The following is a 14,313-nucleotide window of genomic DNA, read 5'->3' on the forward strand; positions in this document are numbered from 1 at the left end:
CTGAATGCGGACGGCAGGACACAGCACCCCCACCGTCGAAGAACCGAGCGAACAGGGAGGGCTTATGAATCGTGCTCGCACAACCACCGCCGTCGTCATCACCGCGCTGCTGACGGCCGTCACTTCACCGGCCGGAGCCACGCACAACGCCGATGCCGCATACCGCGCGACGTCCGATGCTCGCAGGCTGGCCGCGTCGGCACACGCATCACGGCCGTCGGCTGCCCTGGCGTCGGCACTCCGAGCGGCGGACGTTCGCACAAGTTCACTGCCGCGACTGGTCGGGTTGCGCCCGGCAGGATCACCGGCCGGCCTCGCCGGAGCGCTCGGGGTCCTGTCGGGCGCCCTGACGTCAGCCGACGCACTGCGCACGCAGGCTCTAGCCCCGCTGTCCTCAGCCGACCTCGTCCTTTTGTCGAACGCGATCCCTCTTTCGCCGCAATCCGACGCGCGCGTTCGCATCAGAGTGAACGCGCGCGATCTTGCGATTCCGACCAACGCCGTTGCCCGCGCACTCGCATCGCGCGCGCGCGCAGCCGCCGCCCGCATCAATACGGCCCCCCTCGCAACGGCGGCGATCGTTGTGCTTCGAGCCGTCGAAGACCAGGCCGGCGCGCTGAGGCGCGCGGCCGGAGGCGGAATCTCGGCGACCGTGAGCCACTGCGGAGTCGCCGGAGACGTCGCGTACGAATCGGGCGACTGCTCCATCCTCGTCGGCGACACCGGTCCCAACACCTATCCCGCCGGCATCACCGCGACTCTGATCGTCGACCTCGGCGGCGACGACGTCTACGAAGGCGAGACGGCCGTCGCGCGCGGGACTGCGCGCGCCGTCGTCGACGTGTCCGGGAACGACCGCTACGCGCACTCGGTGACAAGCGATGTCACGGGGCTCACCCAGCAGGTCGACGCCGCACAGGGCGTCGGAATCCTCGGCGTCGGCGTCTTGGCCGATCTCGGCGGCGACGACGTCTACGTCGCGAGTGGCACCGCGACGACCCCTGAGCCTGGGCCTGCCGCAGCACCGCGAACCCTTATCGCGCAAGGCGCCGGGAGCGTCGGTGCCGGCGTCCTCGCGGACTTCGGCGGTGAGGACACGTACACCACGGCTCTGGCGAGCACCGGAGGCAACGTTCAAGCGATCGCACAAGGAGGCGGAGTCGCCGGCCTCGGCGCCCTGCTCGACCTGGAGCCCTCCCCTGCCACACCGAGCGACGCGTTCGACGTCTCGGCGACGTCAACGTTGCACAAACGCACCGAGACGGACCAGTTCGCGCAGTACGTCATCGGGGCATCCTCGGTGACCGCACAGGGCGGCGGCACCGGCGGCGTCGGAGTCATGGTCGACTCCGCGGGAAACGACACGTACAAAGCGATCGCATCCGGCGCCGTCGCATCGACCACGGCGCAAGGCGCGGCACTAATCGGTGCCGGCGTTCTGGTCGACGGCGGCGGGAACGACACGATGACGGCGCGCGCGCTGGGCAACACCACCCTCGGCCTCACGACAAGTGACCCGAACGTCTGCTGGACCGTCGTGGTCGAAGTGTACGCGGGAAGCACCATCGCTACGGGACAAGGGGGCGCCGGCCTGGGCGCCGGAATCCTGATCGACGCCGGAGGCAACGATACGCGCGCGCTTTCTGCCGAGAGCACTGCCGGCGCAATCGCTGAAGTCGCCAGCAACTACGAGTGCCCCAACACCGCCGAAGCCTCCTCGACCAGCAACGGCGCGATCGCAATCGGCCAGGGAGCCGGAGGAGTCGGTGCCGGCACGCTCGCAGACCTCGGCGGCAACGATCGAAACGACGTCGTCGCCACCAGCCTCGCCACCGCGCGCGCAATTGCGACGAGCCCTGGAACCAACCACGAACTCACCGAGGCCACCGTGGGTGAGGCCGGGACCGAAGCCCAGGGATATGCGTTCACCGGCCTGGGGGTGCTCGCCGACGCGGGCGGCAACGATGTCTACGAAAGCCGGACGTCGGCCGAATCCTCCGAAACGACATCGGAAGGGACGACCACGACGCCGGGAACGGCATCCCAGCACGTGCAAGGCTGGGGAGCGACGGGCGCGGGGTGGCTGGTCGATCTCGACGGGACCGACGCGTACACCACGGACCCGACCGGCGCGACCGCCGGGGCCGATGATTCCTGCTGGAGCAATGGACCCGACGGGCGCGGGCGCGATCTCCGGCCGGGTCCGGCGCTTCCGGTGAACTGCCCTTAGGCGGACCCGGCGTCACGCTGAAGAGCCGGCCGGGTATCCTGCTCGACGACGCCGGGTGGAGGTCATTGATGAAAGCAATCGTCTTGCTCGAACCAAGGCACGATCCGAGCGTGGCAGGCCCGTTCTTCGGACACCTGCTGGGTGAGGGCTGGGACGTCACCGGGTACTGTGACCAAAACGATGTGCCCGACGATGTGGCCGCCGAAGCCGACTGCATCATCGCCGCGCTGTCTCCGGTCGATGCGACACTGATCAAGCGCTGCCCGAATCTCAAGCTGATCCAAGTTCCCGGCCACGGCTTCGATCACGTTGACGTCGCGGACGCGCGCGCGGCTGGGGTTCCGGTTGCAACGGTCGCCTCCAGCGGCGCTGAGGCACACACGGTAGCCGAGTGGACGATCCTGACCGCAGGGGCGATGAGCCGGCGCTTGGTCCAGGGCCACAACGCCATGGCCCGCGGCGAGTTCGCCAATATGGCGCTCATGCAAGCAGGTGTGTTCGAACTTGCCGGCAAGACCATCGGGATCGTCGGCCTCGGCCGGATCGGTCGCGAAGTCGCCAAGCGCGCGCGCGGTTTCGACATGAAGATCGTCTACTTCGATCCTGTGCGCGCTTCGGCAGAGGTCGAGCGCGAAGTCGGCGTCGAATTCCGCTCCCTTGACGAACTCGTCGCCGAGTCCGACGTGATCACGCTTCACGTTCCGGCAACTCCCGACACCGTGGGGATGATCGGCGCGCGCCAGTTCGAATCGATGAAACCGCAGGCGATCATCGTGAACACCGCCCGCGGGTCTCTCATCGATCACGATTCGTTCGTCGAAGCCCTGCGCACCAATCGCATCCGAGGGGCCGCACTCGACGTCTTCGAAACCGAGCCTCCATCCCCGGATGATCCGCTGCTGTCCCTGTCGAACGTGACGCTCTCGCCGCACATGGGCGGTGTTACAGCCGAGTCGCTGTTGCGGATTCTGATCGCCGCGACGGCCAACTGCAACCGCCTTGTTAGCGGAGAGGATCTGCGCGACATCGTCGGTGAGGGCGGACATTGACGTCGGGAGCCGCACGCTGACTACCGTCGCGCACCTCATCGCACGAACGCTGCGCGCCCACGGAGCGCAAGCGCTGTTCGGACTGCGAGACGAGCACGACGCCCCGCTGGTGGCCTCCTGCGCCGACCTCGGGATCCGCTTCGTCGGCGCGCGCGACCAGCGCAGCGCGGCGTGGATGGCAACAGGGTGGGCGCTGGCGACCGCGACGCCGGGCATCGTCGCGTTATCCTCCCCCGCCGGCGTCGCCGATGCAGCGGCCCCGCTCGTGGACGCAGTCGCGTCCGGGATTCCCATCGTGGTGCTGGCCGGCATCGAGCACGAAGAGCTGGAGCTCTCGGCGGACGTGCGACCGCGCGGTGCCTGGGCGGCTCGCTTGGACGACCAGGATTCTGCGGGGATTCTCACCGCTCGCGCGTTCGCAGCCGCGCGCGCGCATCCCGGCGTCGCCGTGCTGGAGGTCCCTGCGCGCTTGCAGGACGCAACAACCTCCGCAGCCCCCGAGCAACCGGCGATCGTCAATCGCCCGGAACCGGACAGCGCGGAGATCGCCCAGGCGTGGACCCTGCTGGCGCGCGCCGAACGTCCGGTGATAATGGCCGGCGGTGGATGCTTCTGGTCCGGCGCGACTGCAGCGCTCGAACACTTCGCCACAGCCTCTCGGATCCCAGTTGTTACGGCCGGTCAGGCGCGCGGGATCCTTCCCGGAGGACATCCCCTCTGCGCCGGCATCGCCGAATCGCCGGCGGGGCGCGCAGCCGTGCATGAGGCCGATGTGGTGCTGGCGGTCGGAACCCGCTGCGACGCGCCGCTCGCCGCGACGGCCCCCGACGCCGTCCTGGTTCGAATCGACTCCGAGGCCGGTCCGGCAGCCGATCTCTTCCTTCGCGCCGACCCGCGAGCGGCCCTGGAAGCACTCGGCAGGGTGGCTGAATCCTGCTCGACGAACGCGTGGATCGCGCTCCTGCGCGATCGTGCCCGCGCGGGAGCGTCTCGTTTCAGCGCCGCCGCATCGACCATCTCGCTCCCGCTACACCCCGCCGCAGTAGTCGCTGAAGTGACCGCGAGCCTTCCGGTCGGCGCCATCGTGTACGTCGACGAAGGACCGCTCGCCGCTTGGGCAATGGGCGCCGTACCGGTCTCAGGTCCCGGCGATCTTCAGGCTCACATGGACTCACGGACGGGAGCGGCCGGGATGGGTCTTCCGATCGCCGTCGGGATGAAGATCGCGTGTCCGGACCGCGCACTCCTCGTGCTTTGCGGCGACGCGTCGTTCACGCCCGGAGCCATGGCCCTAGAAACGGCGGCGCGCCACGGCGCTCCCATCGCGGTCGTCGTCGCAGGCAGCGAAGGACGTGCCGGTCGCGCCGGCATGCCGCGGTCTCCGTTCGAAATGATGGCAGAATTCGCCGGTGGAATCGGAGATCGCGCCGAAACGCCAAAGCAACTGTCTATCGCGGTCCCGAACGCGCTCGTCGCGTCCATGCCGAGCGTCGTCAATGTTCGCATCGACGCCGGCGTGCGCGCGCCGGAGGGTGCCCACGGCGCCTAGCGCGCGAACCCTGCCTGCCGCGAGGCCTGCTTCGGCTTCAAGAACAGCACCTGATTAATCTGGTAGTACGGAAGCGATAGCCCGACCAGTTCCGCCTCTTCGGCAGCGTTGCGGACATCGAGTTGCACCCAACCGTCCGAGGCCTCAACGACCTGCTCGACGACATACGTACCACCCGAGTTCAGCACAAGTTCCACGCGCGCATTAGTCGAGTAGCCGGCGCGCTCAGAGAACTCCCGCCGGCGCGCCTCGAACTCGTCGAAGAATGTCTTGTTCATGCTGTGAGCGTGCCAGCCCGCCGCGCGCTCCGCAAGCGACGAGCGCTCAACCGCGCAGGAACTGCCTCGTGAACCGATCGATCGCGCGCACTGCCGGTACCACAGCACGATGGCGCGGGAAGATACGACACGCGACGATACCCACCATGATCATCCCGAGAATCGTTCCCCAGTACGGAGCAGTTCGCCAAGCAACAGGCTCCTCCAGCGCGTAGCGGGTGACGGTTCGCGAAACGATGCGGGGTGCTCCCGGCGTCACAACGACCCCGACACCCGGGTCGATGACGACATCGCCGGGAACGGTAATGGTGCGCGGGGGAATCGGCGGCTCACCCGGGTCGGGGAGGTAGTCGGGCACATCGAATGAAGTGGTCTCGATGCGCGCGCGCGCGCAAGCTCCACCGATCAAGACGTTCCCGCCTTGCTTGCCCGCACCGCTGCTGCCGTACAACATCAGTCCACCAGCGTCGGCAACCGCGATCGACGGGTCCGCGTGACCGGGCGTACACGTGTTCGTCCGGGAAACGGGAACGAGTCGCAGATACCCACCGAGGTCCACGCCGGCCGCGCCGGGGCCGAGTTTCGACGCGTCGACGTCTTGCGCCTGCCCCGCGCCACGGACGCCGGCAAGAACGGTCCCGGACGAACTCTCCGCGGGTTTCCCAGGCTTCTTGACCAGACGCGCACGCTGACGCATGTGATCGATCGTCACCGTGCACTCGCCGTTCGTCACGCCGAGGCAGATGTCGTCCATTGCCGACTCGGACTCGACTATCAGCGTTTCGCCCTCCAGGCGCGCGGTCGACTTCGTGCGCCCCAGCCCGATCGACACGACGGTCCCGTCGCCCGCGCCCAACAGCACAGCTTCCGAGCGCTGCGAGGGTTGATCCGTCGATTCAGCGGAGAAGGATCCATCGCGGGCGGCCATACCGGTCACGCCTCGGAAGGTCGGCCAATACTGCTTGTAGTAGCCGCACCACGTGGAACTCGGATCCTCGCGGCACGCTTGGGCGGCCATCGGCTTATCGAAGTAGTTGTCGGTCTCGCCGGCGGCCATCGTGTTGGTAGCCGGGTAGCGCGACTGCGCGAAACCGGGGAAGCGTTCGGTACAGGGGTGGCGCGGTCCGGGCACGGTCGGAGGCGGAGGCTGCTGCCCCTGCTGTCCGGCGCCGATCACCGTCTGGATGTAGTCGGCCCCCCACGTCTGCAAGTCCTCGGCCGCGTCCAGCGTTGCCTGTGCGTTCTTCGCAGGGGTGCACTTCTCCGGAGGCAGAAACGCTCCCGCCTCGAGAATGGCGAGGTTGTACCACGAACCCTGACCGTCGGCCTCCGGCTCCGGTGTTGAGACGTTGGCCGCCGTGTACCCCACGTACAGCATGAGCGGAGCCGCCCCGCCTGCGTCGTAGGTAGGCCGCAACGTGAAGGCAACCGCCGAGCCGTCCGCGACGGTCTGGGTCTGCACGACCGCCGATGCCGGGCCGGAAAGAGCCATGACCATCGCCGCCGCGCCCAACGCTGCCGCCAGCCGCTTCATTCGAGACTCGCCTCCTTCGCCCCGGCCAAGAACACCGAACGCAGCAGGTCCCCCCGCTCGCGCAACTCGGCGCTTGGGCCGGAGAACCGAACCTCGCCCTTCTCCAAGAAATACGCCCGATCGGCGAAATCCAGGGCAAGATCTACATGCTGCTCAACAATAACGATCGAAGCGCCCTGACGGTTCATTTCCCGAACAATGTCCAGAAGCTGCTCGACGATGATCGGCGCAAGGCCCAACGACAACTCGTCGATCATGATCAGCGAAGGACGGCTCATGAAGGCCCTGGCCAGAAGCAACTGCTGCTGCTGTCCCCCCGAGAGCGTGCCGGCGAATTGCCCCATTCGCTCGGCCAGCCAGGGGAAATGCCCGACGACCCGGTCGGTTTCGGTCCGCAAAGAGGCCTTGTCCCGCCGGTAGACGTACCCTCCGAGACGCAGGTTTTCGGCGATAGTAAGGCCTGCGAAGGTCCCGCGTCCCCCGGGGACTTGAACGATGCCGCTGCGCACGATCTCGTCCGACGACAGGTTGGTGATCGGGCGTCCGCGGTAGGTGACCTCCCCGCGGGGAACCGGAAGGACTCCGCTGATCGCCTTCAGCAACGTTGACTTCCCGGCGCCGTTGACGCCGAGCAGCGCGACGATCTCGCCCTCACGGACTTCGAAATCGACGCCGTACAGCGTTTGGACACGGCCGTAGAACACGTCAACGCCACGCGCCACCAGGACGGGATCTCCAATCACACGTTCAGCCACGCTTGCGCCCTCCTGCCGCCCTAGCACCGCGCGAAACCGTAGGAACCGGCGCCGCGCGACGCGAAGATGCCTTCGGCGCCGCCTTCACCCGAGCAGCGGCCGCCTCCTCCTCCGCGAGCCGCGCTTCGAGTTCTTCGGCCGCGCGCTTGCCCAAATACGCCTCGATAACTCGCGGGGTTCGCTGGACGTCCTCGGGGCGACCCGCGGCGATCACTCGACCAAGGTCGAGGCAGTAGACCATGTCGCACAGTCCCATGACCAGGGGCATGTCGTGCTCGATAAGCAAGATCGTGGCGCCCAGGTTGTCGCGGATGCGACGCAAGAGCGGACCGAGGGCTTCGGTCTCCTTCTGCGCGATCCCGCTCGCCGGCTCGTCCAAGAGCACGATGCGAGGCGAGAGCATCAACAAGCAAGCAAGCTCAACCATGCGCAGCGTTCCGTAGCTCAACGCGCTCGCTTGTCTTGCCGCGTAGGGATGCAGGTTCACGACCTCCATCACCTCGGCCGCACGGTCGCGCGCGCTCCGCTCGTCGGCGCGCGACCGCTTCGTCTGCAACGCGCCAGCCAACAGTCCTCCATGCATCCGCGTGTGATAGGCGACCAACAAGTTGTCGTACACGCTCAGCGAGGGGAACAGCCTGACGTTCTGGAACGTCCGGCCGATGCCGCGACCGACCCGCTCGTACGGCATCAGCGGCAGCAGATCCTCACCGTCGAGCAAAACCTGCCCGGCGGCCGGCTCAATGAGACCGGAAATCGCGTTAAACAGCGTCGATTTCCCGGCACCGTTCGGGCCGATCAGCCCGACGATCTGCCCATCCTCCGCAATGATGTTCACGTCCTCGTTGGCGGTCAGTCCGCCGAAGCGGATCGTCATCCCGCGAACCTCGAACAGGGCCATCAGGAAGCCCTCCCGGCCCGGAGGCGTCTCATCGCATCGGTCGCAACCCCGACGAGCCCCGCGGGGCGGTACAACATCGTTCCCAACACGAGCAACCCGAAGATCGACAAGGCAATGTTCTGCCCGTTCGGGCTGCCTGCCAGCAATCGCTGGACGAGCACGACCCAGATTGCGGCGCCGACGAACGGACCCCAGATCGAACGGACCCCGCCCAGGATGGTAAAGAAGACCAGTGTCAGTGAGAACTCAAGGCCGAATTGCGGTCGTTGACCGCCCGCCGACACCGACCACTGCCAGTGCGCGAACAGTGCCCCCGCAAAGCCGGCAATGAACCCGTGAAGCGCAAACGCCATCAGCTTGTACTTCGCAACGTTGATGCCGAGCGCCTGCGCCGTCGACTCGTTGTCCCGCACTGCGTAACAGGCGCGCGCCGACCGGCTCCGAGAGAAGTTCCGCACCAGCACCACAAAGACCATCGCCACGATTACGACCAGGAAGTAGTAGACCTTGTCGCTCTTGAAATCGATTCCGGCCAAGAACGGCCGAGGGGCATCCACCGACCCGCCCTCTCCGGCAAACCACGACTGCTTGAACAAGAACTCCTGGAGAACATCGGCAAACACCAGCGTCATGATCGCCAGGTACAACCCCTTCAAACGCAACGCCACAATCCCGATCACCAAAGCCACGGGGACTGTGACCAATGCCGCAAGCGGAACCGCTACCCAAAACGGCGTCGCCAGACGCGATACCAGGTCCGCGCTGGCGAACGCTCCGACCCCAACGAACGTCGCCGGCATCAGTGAAAGCTGCCCGACGTAGCCCGTAAGAACAACCATCGACAGGCCCATGAGTCCGTATACCGCCGCAAGCGCCAACGTCGCGTTCCAAACTCCGTCAAGCAGCAACGGCGGGCCGGCCGCAACCACGAGGAAACCGACTGCCGCGCCAAGCAGTCCGCGTCGGCTCCGGGGCGGCTCACCGAGGACAACTGCAACCGCCGGCCCGGGAGCCGAGATGATCTCGCCGCCCAGGGGAGGCACAACCGCCGCCTCAGGCGTCATCCTGCTTCCTCCAGTGCCCGCAGTTCCTGATCCAGCGCGAAGAACCGCTCGACGCGCAACAGCAACAAGACGGCAACAGCCAGACCCGCGAATACGCGAGACAGGCTCGCGAGCGGGGTGGCCAACAGAGTCTCCTGTGCAATCCCCAGACCGAACCCGCCGATCAGCGCGGCTGGAAGGCTCACGAACCCACCGACGACTGCCGCAACAAACCCTCGAACCATGTACCCCGTCATCGAGTAAACTGTCAGGGCCGACAAGGGGATGACCAGCGCCCCAGCCAGCGCCGCCAGCCCGCCGCCGATCGCCCAAGCCGTCGCAGCGACCCGGTTCTCCTGAACGCCGAGCAACTTCGCGGCCGTTCGGTTCTGCGCCGTCGCACGAAGGGCAACCCCAAAGGTGGTTCGCTTCACGAGCTGGATCACTCCGACAGCGACGGCGAGCGTCAGAAGGACTGCGCCGATCTGCTGCCATCCGAGCCCGACGTCGCCCAAGGCCAACGATCCCGCCGGGAACTGCTGTGGGGGGCGAGCCTGCGTGGTGTTACGCCATATGAACGCGGCAGCACCTTGCAGGAAACCGGCGATCGCAAGCGCCGCGATGACTTTTGCGAGCAAGCCGGAGTCTCGCATCCTGCGGAAGACGACCAGATACACTCCCGCGCCCAGCGAAGCACCGAAGGCGACGGCGATCGCAAGGGACAGAACGACCGGGAGACCCAGCGAACGATCGACTTGGAAATAGACCCACGTCGAGAACATGGCCATAGCGCCGTGGGCAAAGTTCAACACCCCCGACGACTTGTAGATCAGCACGACTCCAATCCCGAGCAACGCGAACACCCCGCCGAGGAAGATCCCGTTGACGAAGTCCTGGACCAGAAGCGTCAGGCTAACGGCCAGCATCAGTACCCCCACCCGCAGTCGCCCTTCGAAGAAACCCGCTTCATCGCGCCACCCGGAGACAACCAGTCGCTGACGCGATAAAACGCGTTGTTGCAGATCTGGAGCATCATGAACTGCCCCATCCCAAGGTGATCGGTCGGCGAGGTGTTGATCTGCGCTCCGACGCCGGTGTCGAAGCCCTTAAGGTTTCCGAGAACATCGATCAAGTCCTTGCGCGTCAGATCGGCGCCGAGCTGCGTCGCGGCGTACTCGAAGGCCATCATCCCGATCCAGCCACCCAGTGTTTGAGCGTCCGCGTACTTGACGCCGTCGGGATAGTAGGCGCGCATCGCAGCAAGATACTGGCGCATCTGTGGCGTGTCGACGCCGGCCCATCCCCATCCGTTGTTATCGGTGTACCCGCCGTCGCAAGGCGGACCACAGTTGTCGGTGGCCGCGCGCCCCCAAGCCGACTTGGAAACCCACGGAACCTTCCACGTCTGGCGCGCGGCCGCCTGCATGCCGAACACCATCGTGATGTTGGACGCGCTGAAGACCGCATTCGCCTTCGCGTCCTTCATCGCGGCGATGAAGGAGTCCATCCTCGTGATGGCTTCCTCCTCAGCGGCCACGTATTGCTGGCTTACGACCTTGTGATCGGCACCCTTGGACTCCCACACCTTCTTGAACTCGATCGAGCGGCGCCTGTCCTGCGACACGTCCAGCGCAACCGTACCGACCCAGTACGGGTGTTGCGGATTCGGCAGCTTCCCCGCTGCCTGCCACTTCGCGTTCACGGTCGACATCCAATCAACCCAAATGCCCACCGCCTCATCGTTGCGAATCGTGTAGTAGACGCTCCAGGGTGTCTGCGCGTTGCTCCACGTGACCGATTCCTCACCGACGCCGGTCCAGCCCTGGATTAACGGAACCTTCTTCTCGTTCAGGTACTTCATTGCCGCGCCGAACGAGTAGGTGTTCATGTACGCGTTCACGACGGCGAACACGCCCTTTTGCTCAACCAGGGCCTTGGCAGCCAGCAAGACTTCCGCCTCGCAGTTGATGCACGCGGTCTGCAGGAAGAGCCTCACCTTCCGGCCGTTGATCCCCCCGCGCGCATTGAGCACGTTCACATACGCCTGAGTCGTCCGGTACAGAGGCCGTCCCAGTTCCGCCGCCGGTCCGTCCATCGGGACGATGATCCCAATCTTGATCTCGCCTGCCGTGACCCCAGGTGCGCTCGCGTAGTTCACCTTCCCCGTTCTGCCGCCCTTTCCCGGAACAAAGATCGTGCGCGGGGCCACCGTCGAGGACGACGGAACCCGCCCCGTCGATACAGGGAGCGGCGGCAGGGTTTGCGTGACTTGGGAGTTAATGGCGACCCGTCGCGGCTGAAACAGAGCGCACGACGGCAACAGAACTGCGATGGCCATCGAAAACGCCACGATGGCGGCTCGGGGAGTCCTGGTACGCGAAATCACAGCGGGGCCCTCATCTCCACTATCAACAGATTCTACGCGCACGCCCCGCATCCTCTACAAACGACCCCCGACAAATCGACCCACCCAGGAGTTGGATGTCGGTTAACCCCACCGAGTCGCCGCATCTTGGCAAGCGCTCGAACATCGCCACCCGGGTGCCGCGATCCTGAACCCGGTAGGTCGCCGCTCGAACCAGATGCTCTTACGAGGTTTGGCCTGAAGGTATTTCCACGTCGACTCCAAGAACACCCGCGGCAGAGGCAAGCCGTGCGTCATAGGTGACGATTGCCGTCAGCGCATCCCCAAGCGACAGCGCGGATGCTAGATGGATGGCATCGAGTAAACGAAGGGTCGTCGGGCCGATGGCGGCCGCACGGTCCAGGACGGCATCATCGATGCGGAGTAGGGCAATCGCACCGAGCACAGCTTCCGCCCGGCGCACCTCGCTTTTCGGGGCGCGCACGCGACTCATCGCCCGGAATACCTCCACTCGTGCAAGCGCGCTCGACACGACATCGGGCTGTCCGGCCAAGCGATCCGTCAGCGCTGCCGTCTCCGGCTCTCTCGAGATCAGCTTAACGAGCGCAGATGAATCCAGGTAGAGAAGTTCCACGGTCACAGGCGTTCGGCTCGCTCTTCTTCCAGGGCGCGCGACAACCGCTTGGTTGCCCTTCCTTTCGGTGGAAGTAGGTCGAATAAGGATCCTTCGGGGGCGCGAACTCGCCCTGCCGCGATGAGCTTTGCGACCGGCCCGTTTGCGGCCGGAACCGGTACCAGGAGAGCAACGGGACGGCCGTGCTCAGTGACTTCCAGCGTCGTTCCCTTCACGACCTTGCGAAGGTAGACGCTCAGATTCTGTCGCAACTCGCGAACCCCAACGCTTTCACCAGGGGTACTCATGTAGCACATGGTAGCACACTGGTGATCGCCTGTTGTGTCGAAGGCTTCGGTCGCTAGTTCATCTGATCGAGCAAGACTCGCCGAGCGAGTCCGGCGGCCGGCGTCAGTACCCCCACCCACAGTCGCCCTTGGAGGAAACCCTCTTCATCGCGCCGCCGGGAGACAGCCAGTCGCTTACGAGGTGAAACTCGTTCTTGCAGATCTGCAACATCATGAACTGCCCCATCCCAAGGTGATCGGTCGGGGACGTGTTGATCTGCGCTCCGACGCCGGTGTCGAAGCCCTTGAGGTTTCCGACCTTGCTGATGAGGCCCTTGCGGGTGAGATCGGCACCGAGTTGCGTCGCCGCATACTCAAATCCCATCATCCCGATCCAGCCGCCCAGTGTTTGCGTGTCCGCGTACTTGACGCCGTCGGAGTAGTAGGCGCGCATCGCCGCGTAGTACTGACGCATCTGGGGCGTGTCGATGCCGGACCATCCCCATCCGTTGTTGTCGGTGAACGCGCCGCTGCAGGGCGGACCGCAGTTGTCGGTGGCCGCGCGCCCCCACGCGGACTTCGTGACCCACGGGACCTTCCACGACTGGCGCGCGGCGGCCTGCATTCCGAACACCATAGTCACGTTCGAGGCGCTGAAAACGGCGTTCGCTTTGGCGTCTTTCATCGCGGCAATGAAGGAGTCCATGCGCGTGACCGACTCTTCTTGTGCCGCCACGTACTGCTGGCTCACGACCTTGTACTCGGAACCCTTGGACTCCCACACCTTCTTGAACTCCGCTGCGCGATATCGGTCCATCGAGACGTCCAGCGAAACGGTGGCGACCCAGTACGGATGCTGCGGATTCGGCAGCTTCCCAGCTGCTTGCCACTTCGCGTTCACCAGCGACATCCAACCCGCCCACATCTGAACAGCGTCGTCGTTGCGAATCGTGAAGTAGACGCTCCAGGGCGTCTGCGCGTTGCTCCACGTCATCGATTCGTCGCCGGTGCCGCTCCAGCCCTGAATCAGCGGGACCTTCTTCTCGTTCAGGTACTTCAGCGCCGGACCAAGCCCGTAGGTATTCATGTACGTGTTCACGATGGCAAACACGCCCTTTTGCTCGACCAGAGCTTTCGCGGCCAGCAAGACCTCTGCTTCGCAATTGGTGCATGCGGTCTGCAGGATGAGCTTCACTTTCCGGCCGTTGATCCCCCCGCGCGCGTTGAGCATGTTCACGTAGGCCTGAGTCGACCGGTATACGGGCCGCCCCAGTTCCGCCATGGGTCCATCCATAGGGACGATGATGCCGATCTTGATCTCACTTGCCGTGACCCCGGGCGCGCTCGCGTAGTTCGCCTTCCCCGTTCTGCCGGCTCTTCCAGGAACAAAAACCGAACGCGGGGCCGCTGCCGAAGACGACAGAGCCTTCCCCTTCAACGCGGGAAGCGGCGGCAGGGTCTCTGTAACCTCGTAGTTGATGGCGACCCTTCGCGGCTGGAAGAAGGCGCACGACGGCAGAAGTGTCGCGAGCGCAAGTGAAAACGCGGCAACACCAACTCTGAAAGTCCTGATACGTGTAATCACAGCGGGGCTCTCATCTCCCTTGTCCACAAAGTTCTACACGCGCGCGCCTCATCCTCCACGATCACCCACCTGCAAAACTCTTCACCCGAGGGTTTCTACGCTTCGGAAACGCGAGGCCGTGGTC

General features: G+C 65.4%; 13 protein-coding genes. 3 read left to right on the plus strand and 10 right to left on the minus strand.

Going from position 1 to position 14,313, the window contains the following annotated elements; translation table 11 throughout:
* Positions 1 to 64 precede the first annotated feature (64 nt).
* From WDA27_06060 to WDA27_06070, 3 genes are all read left to right on the plus strand, one after another.
* On the plus strand, positions 65 to 2,230 hold the full coding sequence (locus tag WDA27_06060; protein MFA5890499.1) for a hypothetical protein: 2,166 nt from the start codon (positions 65 to 67) through the stop codon (positions 2,228 to 2,230).
* A 68-nt stretch (positions 2,231 to 2,298) separates the two neighbouring features.
* Positions 2,299 to 3,279, plus strand: a complete 981-nt coding sequence (locus tag WDA27_06065) for a 2-hydroxyacid dehydrogenase (GenBank protein ID MFA5890500.1) — start codon at positions 2,299 to 2,301, stop codon at positions 3,277 to 3,279.
* On the plus strand, positions 3,263 to 4,828 hold the full coding sequence (locus WDA27_06070; protein MFA5890501.1) for a thiamine pyrophosphate-binding protein: 1,566 nt from the start codon (positions 3,263 to 3,265) through the stop codon (positions 4,826 to 4,828). Before WDA27_06065 ends, WDA27_06070 begins: the two co-directional genes overlap by 17 nt.
* Here the strand turns inward: WDA27_06070 and WDA27_06075 are convergent.
* The 10 genes from WDA27_06075 to WDA27_06120 form a co-directional block, all read right to left on the minus strand.
* Positions 4,825 to 5,106, minus strand: a complete 282-nt coding sequence (locus WDA27_06075) for a hypothetical protein (protein MFA5890502.1) — start codon at positions 5,104 to 5,106, stop codon at positions 4,825 to 4,827. The two genes, WDA27_06070 and WDA27_06075, sit on opposite strands and share 4 nt — an antisense overlap.
* Before the next feature lie 46 nt (positions 5,107 to 5,152).
* The gene (locus WDA27_06080) at positions 5,153 to 6,640 is read right to left on the minus strand and encodes a hypothetical protein (GenBank protein MFA5890503.1); all 1,488 of its coding nucleotides are present in this window, start codon (positions 6,638 to 6,640) and stop codon (positions 5,153 to 5,155) included.
* Positions 6,637 to 7,395: an ABC transporter ATP-binding protein gene (locus WDA27_06085; GenBank protein ID MFA5890504.1), complete on the minus strand. Its 759-nt coding sequence runs from the start codon at positions 7,393 to 7,395 to the stop codon at positions 6,637 to 6,639. The genes WDA27_06080 and WDA27_06085 overlap by 4 nt, the downstream gene beginning before the upstream one ends.
* Positions 7,388 to 8,296: an ABC transporter ATP-binding protein gene (locus tag WDA27_06090; GenBank protein MFA5890505.1), complete on the minus strand. Its 909-nt coding sequence runs from the start codon at positions 8,294 to 8,296 to the stop codon at positions 7,388 to 7,390. Before WDA27_06090 ends, WDA27_06085 begins: the two co-directional genes overlap by 8 nt.
* Positions 8,296 to 9,360, minus strand: coding sequence for a branched-chain amino acid ABC transporter permease (locus WDA27_06095; GenBank protein ID MFA5890506.1), 1,065 nt, complete (start codon positions 9,358 to 9,360; stop codon positions 8,296 to 8,298). The genes WDA27_06090 and WDA27_06095 overlap by 1 nt, the downstream gene beginning before the upstream one ends.
* The gene (locus WDA27_06100; protein MFA5890507.1) at positions 9,357 to 10,265 is read right to left on the minus strand and encodes a branched-chain amino acid ABC transporter permease; all 909 of its coding nucleotides are present in this window, start codon (positions 10,263 to 10,265) and stop codon (positions 9,357 to 9,359) included. The genes WDA27_06095 and WDA27_06100 overlap by 4 nt, the downstream gene beginning before the upstream one ends.
* Positions 10,265 to 11,767: an ABC transporter substrate-binding protein gene (locus WDA27_06105; protein MFA5890508.1), complete on the minus strand. Its 1,503-nt coding sequence runs from the start codon at positions 11,765 to 11,767 to the stop codon at positions 10,265 to 10,267. Before WDA27_06105 ends, WDA27_06100 begins: the two co-directional genes overlap by 1 nt.
* 160 nt (positions 11,768 to 11,927) lie before the next feature.
* Entirely contained in the window at positions 11,928 to 12,338 is a 411-nt protein-coding gene (locus tag WDA27_06110) for a type II toxin-antitoxin system VapC family toxin (protein ID MFA5890509.1), read from the minus strand.
* Positions 12,339 to 12,340: 2 nt separating this feature from the next.
* The gene (locus WDA27_06115) at positions 12,341 to 12,625 is read right to left on the minus strand and encodes a type II toxin-antitoxin system prevent-host-death family antitoxin (GenBank protein MFA5890510.1); all 285 of its coding nucleotides are present in this window, start codon (positions 12,623 to 12,625) and stop codon (positions 12,341 to 12,343) included.
* 103 nt (positions 12,626 to 12,728) lie between these two features.
* On the minus strand, positions 12,729 to 14,189 hold the full coding sequence (locus tag WDA27_06120; protein ID MFA5890511.1) for an ABC transporter substrate-binding protein: 1,461 nt from the start codon (positions 14,187 to 14,189) through the stop codon (positions 12,729 to 12,731).
* Between the last annotated feature and the right edge of the window lie 124 nt (positions 14,190 to 14,313).

The sequence above is a fragment of the Actinomycetota bacterium genome (assembly GCA_041658565.1).
Taxonomy (GTDB): domain Bacteria; phylum Actinomycetota; class AC-67; order AC-67; family AC-67; genus JBAZZY01.

Excerpts from the sequence above, each read along its gene's own strand:
- WDA27_06080 (MFA5890503.1), bottom strand. The coding sequence starts at position 6,640 with ATGAAGCGGCTGGCGGCAGCGTTGGGCGCGGCGGCGATGGTCATGGCT.
- WDA27_06065 (MFA5890500.1), top strand. The coding sequence starts at position 2,299 with ATGAAAGCAATCGTCTTGCTCGAACCAAGGCACGATCCGAGCGTGGCA.
- WDA27_06090 (MFA5890505.1), bottom strand. The coding sequence starts at position 8,296 with ATGGCCCTGTTCGAGGTTCGCGGGATGACGATCCGCTTCGGCGGACTG.
- WDA27_06100 (MFA5890507.1), bottom strand. The coding sequence starts at position 10,265 with ATGCTGGCCGTTAGCCTGACGCTTCTGGTCCAGGACTTCGTCAACGGG.
- WDA27_06075 (MFA5890502.1), bottom strand. The coding sequence starts at position 5,106 with ATGAACAAGACATTCTTCGACGAGTTCGAGGCGCGCCGGCGGGAGTTC.
- WDA27_06115 (MFA5890510.1), bottom strand. The coding sequence starts at position 12,625 with ATGAGTACCCCTGGTGAAAGCGTTGGGGTTCGCGAGTTGCGACAGAAT.
- WDA27_06060 (MFA5890499.1), top strand. The coding sequence starts at position 65 with ATGAATCGTGCTCGCACAACCACCGCCGTCGTCATCACCGCGCTGCTG.
- WDA27_06095 (MFA5890506.1), bottom strand. The coding sequence starts at position 9,360 with ATGACGCCTGAGGCGGCGGTTGTGCCTCCCCTGGGCGGCGAGATCATC.